This is a genomic window from Labrys wisconsinensis, assembly GCF_030814995.1.
Taxonomy (GTDB): domain Bacteria; phylum Pseudomonadota; class Alphaproteobacteria; order Rhizobiales; family Labraceae; genus Labrys; species Labrys wisconsinensis.
The window spans coordinates 33,687-50,448 of sequence record NZ_JAUSVX010000029.1 but is presented as its reverse complement, the minus strand read 5'-3'; the positions used below and the strand labels follow the sequence as shown (position 1 = coordinate 50,448).

Annotated in this window: 15 protein-coding genes and 1 pseudogene; 9 read left to right on the top strand and 7 right to left on the bottom strand. The window is 70.2% G+C overall.

Features of this window, described 5'->3' with window-relative positions; genetic code table 11:
- Window positions 1–8: 8 nt before the first annotated feature.
- Entirely contained in the window at window positions 9–779 is a 771-nt protein-coding gene (locus tag QO011_RS40325) for a tellurite resistance TerB family protein (protein ID WP_307285736.1), read from the bottom strand.
- Window positions 780–1,073: 294 nt separating this feature from the next.
- Window positions 1,074–1,952 carry a cobaltochelatase CobT-related protein gene (locus QO011_RS40320; RefSeq protein WP_307285734.1) on the bottom strand — a complete coding sequence of 293 codons (879 nt, stop codon included), beginning with the start codon at window positions 1,950–1,952 and terminating at the stop codon, window positions 1,074–1,076.
- Window positions 1,953–2,194: 242 nt separating this feature from the next.
- On the opposite strand from QO011_RS40320, the gene QO011_RS40315 reads away from it, so the two are divergent.
- On the top strand, window positions 2,195–3,451 hold the full coding sequence (locus QO011_RS40315) for a DUF6600 domain-containing protein (RefSeq protein WP_307285732.1): 1,257 nt from the start codon (window positions 2,195–2,197) through the stop codon (window positions 3,449–3,451).
- A 69-nt stretch (window positions 3,452–3,520) separates the two neighbouring features.
- Here the strand turns inward: QO011_RS40315 and QO011_RS40310 are convergent, their stop codons facing one another.
- Window positions 3,521–4,294 carry a TonB-dependent receptor gene (locus QO011_RS40310; protein WP_307285729.1) on the bottom strand — a complete coding sequence of 258 codons (774 nt, stop codon included), beginning with the start codon at window positions 4,292–4,294 and terminating at the stop codon, window positions 3,521–3,523.
- A 388-nt stretch (window positions 4,295–4,682) separates the two neighbouring features.
- Here QO011_RS40310 and QO011_RS40305 point away from each other — a divergent pair, with 388 nt between their 5' ends.
- The 3 genes from QO011_RS40305 (at window position 4,683) to QO011_RS40295 (ending at window position 6,170) form a co-directional block, all read left to right on the top strand.
- On the top strand, window positions 4,683–4,997 hold the full coding sequence (locus QO011_RS40305; protein WP_307285726.1) for an ArsR/SmtB family transcription factor: 315 nt from the start codon (window positions 4,683–4,685) through the stop codon (window positions 4,995–4,997).
- Window positions 4,994–5,443 carry an SRPBCC family protein gene (locus QO011_RS40300; RefSeq protein ID WP_307285721.1) on the top strand — a complete coding sequence of 150 codons (450 nt, stop codon included), beginning with the start codon at window positions 4,994–4,996 and terminating at the stop codon, window positions 5,441–5,443. Before QO011_RS40305 ends, QO011_RS40300 begins: the two co-directional genes overlap by 4 nt.
- 115 nt (window positions 5,444–5,558) lie before the next feature.
- Window positions 5,559–6,170 carry an ATP-dependent Clp protease proteolytic subunit gene (locus QO011_RS40295; protein WP_307285718.1) on the top strand — a complete coding sequence of 204 codons (612 nt, stop codon included), beginning with the start codon at window positions 5,559–5,561 and terminating at the stop codon, window positions 6,168–6,170.
- A gap of 96 nt (window positions 6,171–6,266) precedes the next feature.
- On the opposite strand, the pseudogene QO011_RS40290 reads toward QO011_RS40295, so the two are convergent.
- Window positions 6,267–7,091, bottom strand: a pseudogene (locus tag QO011_RS40290) (LysR family transcriptional regulator ArgP); the annotation flags it as partial.
- Window positions 7,092–7,195: 104 nt separating this feature from the next.
- Between QO011_RS40290 and QO011_RS40285 the strand changes: the two are divergent.
- Entirely contained in the window at window positions 7,196–8,068 is an 873-nt protein-coding gene (locus tag QO011_RS40285; protein ID WP_307285715.1) for an EamA family transporter, read from the top strand.
- Window positions 8,069–8,081: 13 nt separating this feature from the next.
- Here QO011_RS40285 and QO011_RS40280 read toward each other — a convergent pair whose 3' ends face one another.
- Both QO011_RS40280 and QO011_RS40275 read right to left on the bottom strand, forming a co-directional pair.
- Window positions 8,082–10,046, bottom strand: coding sequence for an oxidoreductase (locus QO011_RS40280; RefSeq protein WP_307285712.1), 1,965 nt, complete (start codon window positions 10,044–10,046; stop codon window positions 8,082–8,084).
- A 164-nt stretch (window positions 10,047–10,210) separates the two neighbouring features.
- A complete protein-coding gene (locus tag QO011_RS40275) occupies window positions 10,211–10,507 on the bottom strand; it encodes a hypothetical protein (RefSeq protein WP_307285709.1) in 297 nt (98 codons plus the stop codon).
- Window positions 10,508–11,009: 502 nt separating this feature from the next.
- On the opposite strand from QO011_RS40275, the gene QO011_RS40270 reads away from it, so the two are divergent.
- Both QO011_RS40270 and QO011_RS40265 read left to right on the top strand, forming a co-directional pair.
- Window positions 11,010–12,185 (top strand): polysaccharide biosynthesis/export family protein, encoded by a 1,176-nt coding sequence (locus QO011_RS40270; RefSeq protein WP_307285708.1) that lies wholly within the window; start codon window positions 11,010–11,012, stop codon window positions 12,183–12,185.
- Between the two features lie 640 nt (window positions 12,186–12,825).
- Window positions 12,826–13,431: an inorganic diphosphatase gene (locus QO011_RS40265; RefSeq protein ID WP_307285705.1), complete on the top strand. Its 606-nt coding sequence runs from the start codon at window positions 12,826–12,828 to the stop codon at window positions 13,429–13,431.
- A gap of 320 nt (window positions 13,432–13,751) precedes the next feature.
- Here the strand turns inward: QO011_RS40265 and QO011_RS40260 are convergent, their stop codons facing one another.
- On the bottom strand, window positions 13,752–14,342 hold the full coding sequence (locus tag QO011_RS40260; protein WP_307285703.1) for an HD domain-containing protein: 591 nt from the start codon (window positions 14,340–14,342) through the stop codon (window positions 13,752–13,754).
- Window positions 14,343–14,748: 406 nt separating this feature from the next.
- Between QO011_RS40260 and QO011_RS40255 the strand changes: the two genes are divergently transcribed.
- A complete protein-coding gene (locus QO011_RS40255) occupies window positions 14,749–15,357 on the top strand; it encodes a terminase small subunit (protein WP_307285700.1) in 609 nt (202 codons plus the stop codon).
- The gene (locus tag QO011_RS40250; protein WP_307285697.1) at window positions 15,323–16,762 is read left to right on the top strand and encodes a terminase large subunit domain-containing protein; all 1,440 of its coding nucleotides are present in this window, start codon (window positions 15,323–15,325) and stop codon (window positions 16,760–16,762) included. The genes QO011_RS40255 and QO011_RS40250 overlap by 35 nt, the downstream gene beginning before the upstream one ends.

The following is a 16,762-nucleotide window of genomic DNA, read 5'->3' as shown; positions in this document are numbered from 1 at the left end:
CGGCGCCGTCAGGCGCGGGCGGCGATGGCGCGCTGGATCTCGGCGGTCACGCCCTCGGGCAACTGCAGGCGCGAGGCCAGCGCCTTGAGATAGGCGGTCTCCGCCGGAGAGGGCGTGCCGACCGCGACCGCCGAGGCGGCATAGACCTCGGCCGCGAGGTCCGGCGTGGTGGCGGTGCGGACGATCGGCTCCATGTCGAAGGGCTTGCCGAACTCGGCGAATAGGAAGCTGCGCTCCTCGTCGCTGAGCGAGAGGCTGTCGGCCTGGCCGAGGATGGCGGTCTGCTCCTCGCCGTCAACGGCGCCGTCCGCCTTGGCCGCATTGACCATGGCCGCGATCAGCAGGCGGGCGCGCGGCTGCGGCTCGACCGCCTGCGGCGGCGAGGCAGCGACCGCCTGCGGCGGCGAGGCAGCGACCGCCTGCGGCGGCGAGGCAGTTGCCGACTGCGGCGCGGCCGCATCCGGGCCGCCGAGCAATCCGGACAGGAAGCCGCCCCCATTCGCCCCGGCGCCGGCGGGCAGGAAGCTGGTCCCGCTCGCCGACGCCGGGACTGGCCCCCCGGCCAACTGGGACTGGTGGCGCTGCCAGGCGTGGAGAGCCAGGCCGCCGAGGGCGGCGATGCCGCCATATTTCAGGGCCTCGCCCGCCAGGTCCCGCCCGGTCTCGGTGAACAGCAGCCCCGCCGCGGCACCGCCGGCCGCCATCTTCTTGCCGGGCGTGTCGAGGATCTGCCCGCCCGCGTTCAGGACGCGTCCGAGCAGGTTGTTGAGGTCGAGCATGCTGTCTCCGAGGCGATGCGTGATCGTGACCGCTCCAGATAAGCACGGTCGCACCCAGAAACGTCAAGATACTATTTCATGTATTATTTGTAATGTTTCGAATACATACTCAAACATCAGGGTTCCATGAAACCCGCACCGCTGGAACCTCTGCATCTCTACGCAGGAATAAATCACGCCTCGCACATTCTTCCCGAACATGGCGGACGAAATCCGCGCAAGCGGCCATGATTTCGCCAAAAGATCTTGAAGCGGCCGCAACGATATCCCGATACGACGGCGCCGGCCGAGCGCTCAGGCCTGCGCGACGGGGAGGAGGAGGCCGACGAGATCGCGCGTCAAGACATCGCGATGGACGGCGTCGAGCACGTGCCGGCGATCCTGCGAGCGCGGCAGCGACAGGCGGGCCGCGAAATGGGCGTCCATGCCGCCGGTGCCGAGCTTGAGCTGGCCGACGGCGAGGCCGGCGGCCCTGGCCTCGGCGACCGCGCGCCGGTAGTCCTCGAACAGCAGCCGGCGGGCATAGGGGCCGGCGTCGTCGCTCCTGGGGCTGCCGTGGTTGACCACGACCATGACCCGCCGACGCTCCGGCCGCCGGGCCAGGCGCGCGGCGGCCCAGCGAATGGCCTCGCCGTCGACATTGCCCATCTTGACGTCCTCGCGCGCCATCATCGGCAGGCTGTCGCGCGCCGCGCGCCAGGGCTGGCCGGGCGTCTTGTACTCGATGTGCAGGACGTCGCCGATGCGGCCGGGCTCGTCGGGCTGGCCCTGCCCGACCCATTGGGCGTGGGACAGGCCCGGCGCGCGCCGGCCGGTGGTGTAGCCGAGCATGTCGAGGACGATGCCCGAAGCCTCGAGCGCCTGCGCCACCAGGTCGGCGACCTGCATGATCTCCAGGCCGAGCCCGCCGCGCAGGCGCGCCGAGTTCTCCATCAGCAGGCAGACCGCGACATCCCGCCCGTCCAGGCCGTCGCGGTCGAGGGCTGCCGCGATGCCGGCGCCGAGCGCCTCGACCCAGTCCGGCCGGACGGCGAAGTTCCTGTCGAGATAGACGGCTGCATCCCGCCAGACGCGGTCCGAAAGAGGATCGTAATCCCCGGTAGACTCGATGACCGGAACGGCCCGGGCCGCGAGCGTACGATCGAAATCCTCGGTAAAGATCTTGTAGGTCATGCCCGTCCGCCGGTGGATCGACGCGAAGGTAGGGCAAAGGCCGATGCGCGAAAAGTGCCTTCGCCGGACGCAGGGCTGCCGCAACGTAGCCATGATCCCCCGCGTCTCGCCGATCTTTCGACACCAAAAAAGGCGAATCGCCTGATCTAGGAGCGGACGGCACGCGCGGGGGGCCGGCCGCGACGGCCGCGCCTGTCTTCACCTGATACGCCCATCCTGGGCCTGTCGCTCTGGAGAAGACGATGAGATTGAAGACCATGCTGCTCGGCGCCGCCGCGGGCCTGCTGGCGCTCGCCGCAGGCTCGCTCGGTGCGCCCTCCCCGTTCCCGGCGACGCCGGCGCGGGCCGACACCGCCCTGTCCTTCTCGATCGGCACGTTCTACGACCGCCTCACCCCCTACGGCTCCTGGACGTCCTATCACGGGGCGAACGTGTTCCTGCCGACCGGCCTCCAGGACGGCTGGCGTCCCTACACGCGGGGCCATTGGGTCTATACCCGGCAATATGCCTGGCTCTGGGTCTCCGACGAGCCCTTCGGCTGGGCGACCTATCACTATGGGCGCTGGGCCTATGCCGACGATATCGGCTGGTACTGGGTGCCCGGCACGCGCTGGGCGCCGGCCTGGGTGAGCTGGCGCCGTGCCGGCGACAACATCGTCTGGGCGCCGCTGGCGCCGGTGCGCGGTGCGGACGACATCGTGGCGATCGACGTCGTCTACCCGCCGCAGACGCCCGACTTCTTCTGGATCGCCGTGCCGACCCGCGCCTTCCTGGCGCCGGACCTGTCGGTGGTCGAGATCCGTGACGAGCGGCTGCGCCGGCAGATCATCGAGACCGCCGCCCCACCGATCGAGGTGACGGTCCGCAACAACGTGGTGGTCAACACGGCGATCAACGTCGACGTCATCGAGCAGGCGACGCGGCGCAAGGTGGCGGTGGTCGACGTCCGCGATGCGGCCCGTCCGGAGGAGGCAGGCCGCACGGACGCCAGCAGCATTGCCGTGTTCCACGGCGACGTCCGGCCCGATGCCGCCGCCCGGCCGGCGAAGCTCGTTCCCATCCAGCAGGTCCGACAGATCCAGGCGAGCCGGAAGCTGCAGCCGACCGTCCTCGACCAGGCCCAGCCCGCCAATGCCGGCAGGCCTGGCCCGGACAAGGCCGGCGCACCGGCGCCGGTGGACGAGGCGAACCATGAGCTGCCGAAGCCGAAGCCGGACGTCGTGCCGCCAGGGGGCGACAGGCCGCCGAAGCCGGACCTCCTGACAAAGCCCGAGACCGCCACGCCCGTGGAGCGGCAGAAGATCAAGCCGGAGGAACCGAAGGTCGGCGAGACGCCGCGGCCGGCAGAGGAGGCGAAGCGGCCGGCGGAGGAAGCGCAGCGGCCCCGGCCCGAGGCGCAACGGCCGGCCGAGGAGGCGCAACGGCCGAAGCCTGACAAGCCGGAGGGCGGCGAAGGCCAGAAGCCCCGGCGGGAGAAGAAGCCCGAGGGAACGCCGTAAGCATCCCCCTGGACGGCCGGCGCCGGGATCACTCCCGGCGCCGATGTTCGGCCTCACCCCAGAGGGCGATCAGAAGGCGTGCTTGTAGCCGATGGCGATGTTCCACTTGTCGGAATCAATATCGCCATAGTTCGGGTTGAACGGCCGCGAGCTCGCCTGGCCGGACTTGTCCAGCTCCTTCCAGGCATAGCCGGCGTTGACATAGATCGCGTTGGTGCTGTCGATGTTGTAGGTCACGCCGGTGGCGGCCTTCGGGGTGATCCAGGTATAGCTGAAGGCGTCGCGATAGCGCAGGTTGAAGACGTTCCAGGTCCACTGGTCGTTCAGCTTCCAGTCGCCGGCGAGATAGATGGCGTAGTAGGCGTCGTCATTGTCCTTGGAGCTGCTGACGTCACCGTTGATGCCGGTGAAGCCCCAGGTGTACCCAATACCAACGGACGGCGTCAGCGAGAAGGCACCCCACTTGTACTTGTAGCCGATGTTCCCTTCGCCGTAATACTGATAAGTATCCTTGACCAGATCGCCGCTCGTATTGCGATTCTTCTTGACCTGCGCCTGGAACGATCCGCCGACAAACCAGCCGCCGGCGAAGCTGTAGCTCAGGCTGATCTTGCCGTAGTAGTCGGTCAGCTTGCCCGCGGGCTTCTTCGAATGGGCCGTGGCCGCGTCATGCGGGTCCTGGTCGATGGCGAAGAATTCCGGGCTGGCCTCGATGCCGAGGGACCATTGCGGCGCCGGGGCCGGGGCGGGAGCCTCGGGCTCGGGGGTGGTCGTGAGATCCGCCGCGAAGGCGGGCGTGGCGGCGAACACGGTCGCCGCGAAAAGCGCGGTCGTCAATTTCATGGCAGAGGGATCCCCCAGGTCGGACACGTCCGACGCGTTGATGCAAGTCCTGACAGGCTGCCCCCCAGCAGTCTCGCAGACCTGACAGCGCCCTGTTTCACTTTCGTGACAAAACGCGCCCGGCCAGCGTGGGCAGGTTTGCCACAGGGCTTTTCCCAAGTCTGTTGCCGATCTGCAACTTTCGACTAATTCTATGTATTTTGCCGGCATACCTTTGGCAGCCGTCGCGCGGCAGGCGCGGAGAGGCTTGCCCAACCCCGAGCCGACCATCCTCACTACCGGATCACACGCCCCGGCGTCCGGCCGCCCGGGCCGACGGGCCCCAGGGCACGGCCACCTCGCGCATTTGCCGCTTGCGAATCACATAAGTACATGCTTATGTATTGGCATGGCCGCAGAGGACATCTTCAGGGCGCTCGCCGACCCGACCCGCCGCGCGATCTTCGAGCGCCTGGCGGACGGCGCGATGAACGCGACGCAGCTGCGGACGGGCTTCGCCATCTCGCAGCCCGCCATGTCGCAGCATCTCGGCGTCCTCAGATCGGCCGGGCTGGTGAGCGAGCACCGTGACGGCCGCTACGTCAACTACAGGGTCGATCCCGCCGGCCTCGTGCAGATGGCGCGGTGGCTCGATCGGTACCGGGCGTTCTGGCCGGCACGTGTCGACGCCCTCAGAGAGCTCCTGAAGGACATGGACCAATGAGGATGCACGGCGACGAGGACGAAGACGCCCTGAGCCTGGAAGTCGAGCTGGATGCGCCGCCGGCCAAGGTGTGGCGGGCGCTGACGGTCCGCGACTTCCTGGAGCGATGGCTGCTGGCGCCCCCGCCGGCGGCCAATGCGCCGCCACGCGAGCCTTCGCAAGACGCGCGGCCGCCGCGCGAGCCTTCGCAAGACGCGCGGCCACCGCGCGCGAGACGGGCGGCCGGCTTGCAGCTCCTGGACGCGGAGGCGGAGCGCTTCGTGCGCTATCGCCTCAGCGAGGACGAGGCCGGCCTGCCCGACAGCCTGGTGACGTTCCACATCGCCCCGAACGCGGCAGGCGGGACGACGTTCCGCATCGTTCATCGGCCGCTCCCCGCAGCCCGCGCGCCGTTCGGCATGACAGCCGCCAACGCCAACGGGCCGATGCGCGCTCTCGCCGCCTGAAACGCCCGGCCCGACGCGGCCGGGACAGCGCCGACCTCCGCCGGACTGCCGAGCCCGCCTCGACGCGGGAACGGACGTCCATGCCCGATCGACACACTGACCGAAAGGCTCGCCCATGCGCGACATGATGCAGCTCGTCCCGATGGTCGTCGAACAGTCCAGCCGCGGAGAACGCGCCTTCGACATCTATTCGCGTCTGCTGCGCGAACGCATCGTCTTCGTCAACGGACCGGTGGAGGACGAGATGGCGGCGCTGATCTGCGCCCAGCTGCTGTTCCTCGAATCGGAGGATCCGCGCAAGCCGATCGCCATGTACGTCAACTCGCCCGGCGGCGCGGTGACGAGCGGCCTGGCGATCTACGACACCATGCAATTCCTGCGCTGCCCGGTGCAGACGCTGTGCATGGGCTCGGCCTACTCGATGGGCTCCTTCCTGCTGATGGCCGGCGCGGCAGGCCAGCGCTTCGCCCTGCCGAATGCCAGCATCATGGTCCACCAGCCCTCCGGCGGCTTCCAGGGCAAGGTCTCCGACATCGAGCGTCACGCCGCCGACGTCGTCCGGACCAAGCGCCGCCTGAACGACCTCTATGCCGCCCATTGCGGCCGCAGCCTCGAGGAGGTGGAGCGCACCCTCGACCGCGATCACTTCATGACCGCCGCGGAAGCCCGCGACTGGGGCATCGTCGACGCGGTGATCGCCCGGCGCGAGGAGGCGGCGCAGGCCTGACGGGGACGAGGGCGCTTCAGGCAGCCGGGACCAGGCCGCTGCGCGCGCGCGGACCACCTCCTGCGTCAGGAGATCGAGCAGACGTGCGCCGATGCGCGCACATTGCCAGTGCAGCGGGACGTCGATCTGCCGGCCCGGCGACAGGTCGACGAGGCGTCCCTGCGCTCTGGCGGGCTCGACGAGGAGAAGCGGGTTCATCCCCCAGCCGAGGCCTTCGAGCGTCGCCTCGAAGAAGGCCTGGGTGGCCGGAATCCAATGGGCCGGCGCCGCGAGCGTGACGCCGGCGACCTCGCGGGCCCATCTCGCCTGCAGGTGGTCCCTGCGGTCGAACACCAGCACGGGGGCGCCGGCCAGCGCCCGCGCATCGACCCCGTGGGGAAACCAGCGCCGAACGAAGTCCGGCGCGGCGGACGCGACATAGCGCAGGCTGCCGAGCGGCATCGTCCGGCAGCCTTGGACCGGGGAGCCGTCGGCCGTCACCGCGGCCAGGACCTCGCCGCTGCGCAGCCGGTCGATCGTGTATTCCTCCCGGTCGAGCACCAGATCGAGCAGCGCGCCCGTGCGCTCGGCGAAACGCGCCATCGCCGGCATGAACCAGGTGCCGAGGCTGTCCCGGTTCACCGCCACGCGAATGCTGGCCGGGCCCGTGTCGACGCCGCCACCGGCGAGCGCCGGCAGGTCCCGCGCCATCTCGCCTTCGAGCAGGCGCACCCGCTCGATATGGGCGCAGATCCGCGCGCCGACTTCGGTCGGCGTGCAGGGCTGGCCGCGCACGACGAGGACGGAGCCCAGGCGCTCCTCCAGCGCCCGGACCCGTTGGGATATCGCCGAGGTGGTGACGCCGAGGGCGCCGGCGGCACGCTCGAAGCTGCCTTCGCGGATGACGGCCGCGACTGCGGCCAGGGCGGCGTAATCGAGCATTGATTTAGCGCAGCTTAATCCGAGTTAGGGTTTTAAGTTGGACGTCGGGCCGCCCGAGTCAATAGAGGTTCCGCAGGCCTCGCGGCAGAACGGACGGGCGGGACATGACTTCACGAGACCATGACCTCGCCGGGCGCGGCGCCGCGCCGCTCGGGGCAGTGGGAGCGCTGGTCGGCGCCATGGTGTCGATCCAGTACGGCGCGACCCTGGCCAAGGGCCTGTTCGCGACCTGCGGCCCGGAAGGCACGACGGTGCTGCGCCTTGCCGTCGGCGCCGTGCTGCTCGGCATCCTCATGCGGGCCTGGCGGGCGCGGCCGAGCCAGCGATGCCTGCCGGCGCTGATCGGCTACGGCGCCTCGCTCGCCGCGATGAACCTGCTCTTCTACATGGCGCTCGACTCGATCCCGCTCGGGGCCGCCTCGGCGCTGCAGTTCGCCGGGCCGCTCGCCCTCGCCACGCTGTCCTCGCGGCGATGGGTCGACCTGGCGTGGATCGCCGCCGCCGGCCTCGGCCTGGTGCTGCTGTCGCCGCTCCGCAGCGCAGCGCCGCTCGATCCTCGGGGCGTGCTCCTGGCGCTCGGCGCCGGTGCGGCCTGGGCTTTCTACATCGTGCTCGGCCGGCGCGTCGGCCGGGAGCTCGGCGTCCAGGCGACTGCGATCGGCATGCTGGTTGCCACCGCCCTGGTGCTGCCGCTCGGCTTTCGCGAGGCGGGGCCCGGCCTCCTCGAGCCCTCGATCCTCGCCAGCGCGCTCGCCGTCGGCGTCTTCTCCAGCGCTCTCCCCTTTTCGCTGGAGATGGTGGCGCTCACGCGCCTGCCGGCCAGGACCTACGGCACGCTGACCAGCATGGAGCCGGTGATCGGAGCCCTGCTCGGCCAGGCCCTGCTCGGCGAGACGCTCACCCCGGTGCAGTGGACCGGAATCCTGGCCATCGCCGTCGCCGTCCTCGGCACTGCCCGGACGGCGGGAAGCCCGTAGCCGCGCCGGCCGGTCAGATCGCCCAGCCGGCGCGCAGGCCTTCCAGCACCGCCTCCTCGGCAGTGCGCGGGGTCAGGCAGTCGCCGATGACATGGAGCTCGCCGCCGAAGCCTGCGAGCTCCTCCTCCAGGCCCCGCGCGGCGTCATGCCCGAGCGAGGTCACCAGCGTGTCGACGCCCTCGACGATGATCGGCTCCTTGCCAGTGACATGGGCGAGATAGACGGTCTGGCCGTCGACGCCGTAGAGATCGGCATAGGGGGTGACCTCGACGCCGAGATCGTGGAGCACGCCGGCCCATTGGTCGCGGACATAGGCCTGGATGCGCTGGCCGGGCATGTAGCCGTTGACGGCGAGGCGCACCTTGCAGCCGGCGCGCGCCAGCTTCTCCGCCACGCCCATGCCGATCCAGTCGCAGCGCCAGTCCGCCACCAGCACGGAAGCGCCGACATTGACCTCCTCGCGCAGCACCTGCCAGGCGGTGACGACATGCGCCGTCTCGGCCCCAGGCAGGTCGGGCCGGCGCGGCGTCGCTCCGGTGGCGGCGATCACCACGTCGGGGCGCTCGCGCTCGACGAGGGCGCGGTCGACCCGGGTGCGCCGGACCACGGCGACGCCGGCGAGCTCGGCCTCGCGCGTGAGGTTGGTGACGATGCCGCCGAACTCCAGGCGCCGCGGCAGCAGCTGGGCCAGCAGCGCCTGGCCGCCGAGCCGCTCCGACGCCTCGTAGAGCGTGACGCGATGGCCGCGGGCGGCGGCGACGGCGGCGGCCTTGAGCCCGGCCGGGCCGCCGCCCGCGACCAGCACGGTCTTGACGACCGCCGCCGGGGACGGGCGACCATAGCTGAGCTCGCGGCCGGTCTCGGGATGCTGGATGCAGGAAATCGGCACGCCGAGCTGGAAATGGCCGATGCAGGCCTGGTTGCAGGCGATGCAGGCGCGGATATCGTCGAACCGGCCCTCCTGCGCCTTGGCCGGCATCGTGGGGTCGCAGATCAGGGCCCGGGTCATGCCGACCATGTCGGCTTCCCCGGCCGCGACCAGGCGCTCGGCGTCCTGGGGCTGGTTGACGCGGCCGGTGTAGAATACCGGCGTGTTCACCCGCCGCTTGATCGCCGCCGCGGCAGGCGCGCCATAGGCCGGAGCATAGGCCATGGCGGGCGCGATATGGGTGGCGCCGCCGAAGGTGGCGGAGGAACCGACCGTCAGGTTGAAATAGTCGAAGGTGCCGTCGAGCGCGGCCAGCGCCTCGCCCGCCTCGGCCGCGGTCAGGCCGTCGAGGTCGCGGTCCTCGACGCTGAAGCGCAGGCCGACGACGAAGTCCGGGCCGGTCCGGGCGCGCACGGCAGCGACCGCCTCGCGCAGGAAGCGCAGGCGGTTCTCCAGCGAGCCGCCATAGCCGTCCTCGCGGCGGTTGACGCGCGGGTTGACGAACTGCGCGGGCAGGTAGCCGTGGCTGCCGACGATCTCGACCCCGTCGAGGCCGGCGCTCTCGAGCCGCCGCGCCGCCGCGCCGTAGCCCTCGACGATCTCGCCGATCATCGCCGGCGAGAGCGGACGCGGCATGATGTGGAAGCGCTGGTTGGGCACGGCCGAGGGCGCGTAGGCGACCGGGCTGGTGCCCTCGGCGGTCTCCAGGATCTCGCGGCCGGGGTGGAAGAGCTGGCCGAACACCGTGGCGCCGGCGGCGTGGCAGGCCTCGGCGAGCCGGCGATAGCCGGGGATGCACGCATCGTCCGTCGCCATCAGGAGGTGGGAGGTGTAGCGCGCCGTCTCGTGCACGCCGGCGACCTGGACCACGATCAGGCCGACGCCGCCTTCCGCCCGGGCCTGCTGATAGGCGATCAGCGCATCGTTCGGCACGAAGGCGGTGGGCAACGTCGTGTCGTGCCCGGTCGACATGATCCGGTTGCGGATCCGCGTGCGGCGGATGGTGAAGGGCGAGAACAGATGCGGGAGGGCGGCGGCGAGCGTGTTCAAAGGGATGATCCGGCCTTGACGGCCGCGGTGCGGCCGGTGGCGAACCTAGCCCCTGACGCCCGGCCCGGCCAAGCCCCGCGCGCGGCGGGGTCGCCGGGCCGGGCGTTTCGGGCGGCCGCGCGCCCCGGCCGCCCGCCGCCCGCACCACAGCGAGGCCTGCCGGCTCAGTAACCCCACCGCCGGCCGTAACCGTACCCCCACCAGGGCCGGTAATAGTACCGAGGCGCGTAGTAACGCGGCGCGTTGTAGTAATAGCCGTAGCTCGGCCCGCCATAGTAATAGTAGGGCCGGTAATAGCGGCGGTAGCCGTAGCCGTAGCCATAATAGCCGACGGTCTCGACCGCCGGCGCCGCGCCGGCGACCGGAATCGCCGTCGGCACGGGCATGGCCGCGGCTGATGCGGCGGGGAGGACGCTAAGGCCGATCGCCGCCGCCGCGGCAATCATCACAGTCTGGCGCATGGGACTCTCCAGCTTCAGCGTGAATGCGCCCGGACATCGCATCCTGGCACAACTGCGCGCGTCTGTCTGTGCCGGCGGGAACGCCCGTCGGGCACGGCGTACGCCCGCAGACCGAATCACCCGGACAGCGGCGCCGGTCGACGCGAGCGTTCCCGCGGCGGTGACGGACGCGCCGGCGCCCCGCCGATGCCGCTCGGGAAGCCCGCCGGGGCGCCTGCCGCGCTCCCCTGCCGGGCCCGGCGTGGCCCGGGTGCCACAGGCTGGGGATATGTCGTCGGCGCGGCCCCCGTCCTCTGGACAAAGACCCCGCGCCGGTGTGCCTTCACCGCCGGACGAGGCCCGATGGGCCGCGACTTCCCGGAGACAAGACGGCCTCGCGGTGTGTGGCTTCATCGCCACGGCGGCGCCAAAACATGGTTAACCCGCCGATGAGACATGTTTTCGCCCCAGCCAAGCTGATACCCCGTCAGGAGTTTGCGTTCCTGCCGCGTATGAGGTCGTAGTGGTTGCTCTCTCCCCCCTCGCCAGGGCCCTCCCTGCCCTGCTCGTGCTGTCGGCATGCTCCTCCCTCCCTGCCGCCGGTCCCGACACAAGCGAAATCTATGCGGCGAGCAAGCCGCAGGACGACAGGGGGCTGGAGCGATTCCTGATCGTTCCCGTGGTGGACACCACCATCGCCGTCCTCAAGCGCCGGCCGATCGATTCGATGTATGACTGCTTCGGGGACCGGCGCGGCGCCCCCGACGTGCGCATCGGCACCGGCGACACGGTGGCGGTGACGATCTGGGAGGCGGCGGCGGGCGGCCTGTTCAGCCCGCAATTGGGCGTGGTCTCCACCGGCGCGCCCAGCACGAATATCCCCCAGCAGCAGGTCGGCCGCGACGGCACCATCAACGTGCCCTTCGCCGGTCGCATCCGGGTGGTGGGCATGACCCCGGCCGAGGTGGAGCGCGCCATTACCAACAAGCTCGCCGGACGCGCCATCGAGCCGCAGGTGCTGGTGACGCTGCCGACCAGCGTCAGCAACAACGTCACCGTGACCGGCGAAGGCACGGCGGGTGCCCGGGTGCCGATCAGCGAGCGTGGCGACCGCCTCCTCGACGTCATCGCCACGGTCGGCGGCCTGAAGAACAACACCTATGATTCGTGGATCCGGCTGACGCGGCGTGGCAAGACCCTGTCGGTGCCCTTCGCCAACCTCCTGAGCAATCCGCGCGAGAACATCTACGTCCAGCCGCAGGACATCGTCACGGTCGTGCGCCAGCCCAAGACCTTCACCGCCTTCGGTGCCACCGGGCAGAACGCTTCGATCGAGTTCCAGACCACCAAGCTGACGCTGGAGGGCGCCGTCGCCAAGTCCGGCGGCCTGCTCGATATGCGGGCGGATCCGGAAGGCGTGTACCTCTTCCGCAACGAGCCGATCGGCTTCGCGCACCAGCTCACGCGTGGGCCCCTCCCGGCCCTGATCGGCGACACGGTGCCGGTGATCTACAAGCTCGACATGCGCGATCCGCGCGCCTATCTCCTGGCGCGCGACTTCGAGGTGCAGGACAAGGACATCCTCTACGTCGCCAACTCCGCCTCGACGGCTGTCAGCAAGTTTGCCGGGCTGATCGCCACGGCGACGCAGCCGGTGCAGAGCATCACCACGGCAGCGCAGCGGGTGAACAACTTCTGAGCCCATGCTCGGGGGCGCGGGGGCTCGCCCCCGTCGCCGCGCCTCGCCGGCCGGCATCGTCCGGCACACACCGGGCGATCGGTGGTCGCGGCGCGTTGCGGCCGCAGCCTGTATCCTGGCCGCGCCGTGCTTCGGCGCCAAGCTGCTCGTCGGCGGCGCGAGCCGCGACGGGGCGTGCGGAGAGCAGGAAAGACGGAGCCGGGTCGCGATCGGGGTATCACGCCCGGCTCCTGCCCGGATCGAGATCGGAAATCTCGAAGGGCTGCCCGGGCAACGCGCGAATGCGCGGAAGGTTCCATCGAGGTTGAAGGCCGAATCGTGCCTGCGTCGTCCCTTGATCCGACACCCGGCGCGGCATCCAAGCCGGGCCCCGCCCGATCCCCTACGCCGTGCGGAAGTTCATCATCAATCATTCCGCGAACTGTTCACGAAGAGTGAACAAGATCTCCGGTCGATTCCGGCTTTCCCGACAAATGAGAACGGCCGCACCTGCTTTTGACCTGACGTCGCAGGATTTGAGAATCGCTTTCTCAGAGATCCGATATGTCGGCGGGCAGATGGTGTCATTACATTCTGGTAATCTTCACGAAACCGTCATGCCGCCCCGCTAGGGACGCTCCTGTTGCTGAAGGGGCAAAACATGACGAGACATTTCTTCGCAGGCGCGATCGCGGCCTGCGCCATTGCGCTGACCACCATGAGCCCGGCCTGGGCCGAGGGGAACATCCTGGCCTTCCCGCAGCCGGACAAGGCGCCCGACGAGATCAACATGGTGGTGGAGATCCCGGCCGGGAGCATGATCAAGTACGAGACCGACACCAAGACCGGCTTCATCTTCGTCGACCGCTTCCAGTCGATGCCGGTCGCCTATCCCGCCAATTACGGCTCGGTGACGCGGACGAAGGCCGATGACGGCGACCCGCTGGACGTGATCGTCTACACCCGCGAGGCCGTCGCCCCCGGTGCCCTGATGAAGGTCCGCCCGATCGGCGTGATGAAGATGATCGACGGCGGTGAGGTCGACGACAAGATCGTCGCCGTGCCGACCTCCAAGCTCGATCCGACCTATGACGCCATCAAGGAGGTCTCCGACCTGCCGGCAATCGAGCAGGAGCGCCTGACCTCGTTCTTCCGCGTCTACAAGCAGCTGCCCGCCGGCCGCAAGGCCGTCGAGGTCAACGGCTTCGAGACGGCCGAGGTCGCCAAGGGGCTGATCAAGGACGCGATGGAGCGCTACGCCAAGTAGCCTCGGCCGACACGTCGACCGCCGGTCCCTGGGAGTGTGGTCGCTTCAAGTCGAGTCGATCACACTCTCTATCTCCTTGTTCTTACGCATTGTCTTCACGCGAACCGAGTGCCGGTTCGCTGAAGATGCTCCGGCAGGCCGGCGGTCTCTTCCGCTGCCGCGTCGGGGAGATCGCGCGCGGACCGCTCGCTACGGGCCTAGTATGGACAGGTTCGTGCCCATCTCGGCAGGGGGCGATCGGGACGCTGCCAGAGCTTCAGACCGGGTCCAGCCCGTCCTCCGTCCAGTGCCCGCGCCGGCATGGCCCGTCCGCGGCTCCCTCAGAACGCCGCGACGATGCGCGCCAGCTCGCGGGAGAGCCGACCCGGCATGTGCTGGAGAAAGATGTCCGATAGGGTGCGATAATACCAGATCGTCCCCTCCTTGCCGCCGGTGAAGCGCTCCCAGACCGCCTCGCCCACCTCGGCGCGATCCTCGAGGATGGCGCGGGCGTTATGGACCTTGTCGGCAAGCGAGACCAGCAGCGATACCGCCGGCTTGCCGGGCAAGCGTTCGAGATAGGCCTGCTTGCGGGCCTGCCAGGGCGGCTTCGGCTCGACCCAGGCGTCGGTGCAGTCGGCGACGATGCCCGCCACCGCCGGGCCGAACGCCGCCTCGATCCGCGCCAGGGTCACCTCGCCCCCCTGATCCTCGGCCGCGTCGTGCAGCAACGCCGCGATCGCCTGGTCCTCCGAGCCGCCGTTCTCGATCACCAGGGCCGAGACGGCCATGAGGTGCGCGAGATAGGCGATCGGCTTCGGCCCCTTTCGCAGCTGCGTCCGGTGCAGGGCGCTCGCCATGGCGAAAGCCGCGTCGAAGCGCGACGTCAGCAGCGGCCCGCCGGCCGCCATGTCCCCGGTCACCGGCTGCATCCTCGCCTCTCCTGCCGCGGCACGCGCATGGCATCAGCCTCTAGGCCGTCGAGCCGACGCGATCAAGGACACGGCGCCATGGTTCGAGAAGCAGCGCAAACGCCCCCCTCGTTGACCCGGATCGAAGGCGTTGGCAAAATCCGATGGTGAGGTGTTGCGCCCGGACCGGGCCCCTCGCCCTTCCCCTCCTCCGCCCCATCGTCCCCGAACGATGCCCGGCACGTTTCGTGCCCCGCACCGGCGGCAAGTCTGCGACGCCTGCGATCCGGCCCGGAACGGGACGGTTCCGCCCTATTCGGAGACAACCATGCTCATCCACCCCGTCAGCATCCTCGCCGCTCTGCTCTGCGCCGGCATCACGCTGTTCGCGCTGCTCTCGGCGGCCGCCCAGCAGCTCGGCTGACTGGTGGCTCGCCAGCTCAATGCCCGCGAGCGCCGGTTCGTCGAGGAATATCTGATCGACCTCGCCCCGCGCCGCGCGGCGCTGGCGGCCGGCTACAGCCTCGCAACCGCGAGAAACGAGGCTTATTCCTGGGTCGCCGGTGCCTCCGTCAAGCCGCATCTGTTCGAGGCGGTGCGCCAGGCGCAGGCCCAGCGGGCCGAGCGCTGCGCCATCACCGCGGACAGGGTGCTGGCCGAGCTTGCTCGTATCGGCTTTGCCGACATCCGCAAGGTCCTGGCCTGGCGCGAGGCGCCGGAGGCGGAGGCGCCGGACGGCCCGCGATCGAAGAAGGCCGGCGCCAGCCTGCGCCTCGTCGACAGCGACGCCCTCGACGCGGACACGGCGGCGGCGATCGCCGAGGTCTCGCAGACCACCACGGGCCTCAAGGTCAAGATGCACGACAAGCGCGCCGCGCTGGTCGACATCGCCCGGCATCTCGGCCTGTTCACCGACCGGACGGAGCTGGGCAAGCCGGGCGACTTCGCCGAGCTCGGCCTCGAACAGAAGCGGGAGCGCGCCATTGCCCTGGCAAGACAGCTTGGCCTCGACCGTCTCGGCCCTGCCGAGGGATGAGCTCGATGCGCTGCTGCGCCAGCTCGATGCGCTGAGGCTGAGCCGGCTGGCGCTCTACCGCCCCTACCCGCCGCAACTCGCCTTCCATGCGGCCGGGATGCATCACCGGGAACGGCTGCTGCGCGCCGGCAACCAGAACGGCAAGACCTATTGCGGGGGGGCCGAGATGGCCTATCACCTCACCGGCAGCTATCCCCGCTGGTGGCCCGGCCGGCGCTGGGACCGGCCGATCGTCGCCTGGGCCAGCGGCATCACCGCCGAGACCACCCGCGACAACCCGCAGCGCGTGCTGATGGGCATGCCGGGCGAATGGGGCTCCGGCACCCTGCCGGCCGGGGCGGTGCTCGACACCGCCCCGGCGCGCGGCGCGGCCGACCTGATCGACACAGTGAAGATCGCGCATGCCTCCGGTGCACCCTCGGTGCTGCGCTTCAAGCATTACGAGCAGGGCCGGCGCAAATGGCAGGGGCCGCCGGTGGACCTGGTCTGGTTCGACGAAGAACCGCCGGCCGACATCTACGACGAGGGCCTCGCCCGCACCATCGCCACCGGCGGCATGGCCTTCATGACCTTCACGCCGCTGGAGGGCATGTCGGACGTGGTGCATCGCTTCCTCTCCGGCACCTCGCCCGACCGCCACGACACCAACATGACCATCGACGATGCCGAGCACATCCCGGCCGAGGAGCGGGCCCGCATCATCGCCTCCTTCCCAGCGCACGAGCGCGAGGCGCGGGCCCGGGGCGTGCCGATCCTCGGCTCCGGCCGCATCTTCCCGGTGCCGCTGGAGGACATCGCGGTCGAGGCCTTCGCGCCGCCGGCGCATTGGCCGCGGCTCGGCGCCATGGATTTCGGCTGGGACCATCCCTTCGCCGCGGTCGAGCTCGCCTGGAACCGCGACGACGACGTGGTCTTCGTGGTCAGAGCCCATCGCGTGCGCGAGCAGACGCCGGCCCTGCACGCCGCGGCGCTCCGGCCCTGGGGCGAAAGGCTGCCCTGGGCCTGGCCGCATGACGGGCTGCAGCATTCCAAGGACTCGGGCGAGCCGCTGGCCGAGCAGTACCGGGCGCAGGGCCTCGCCATGCTGCCCCAGCGCGCGCAGTACCCCGACGGCTCGGCCGGCGTCGAGGCCGGGCTGATGGACATGCTCGACCGCCTGCAGACCGGACGTCTGAAGGTGGCGCGCCACCTCGCCGACTGGTGGGAGGAGTTCCGCCTCTACCACCGCAAGGACGGCATGGTGGTGAAGGAGCGCGACGACCTGATGAGCGCGACCCGCTATGGGCTGATGATGCTGCGCTTCGCCGAAGTCGACGCCCCGCCGCGGCCGATGCCGGACCGCGCCAACCGCGGCTATGCCGCCCACAAGAGCGGCCTGCCCGGCCGCGCCGTTACCAGGAGATGA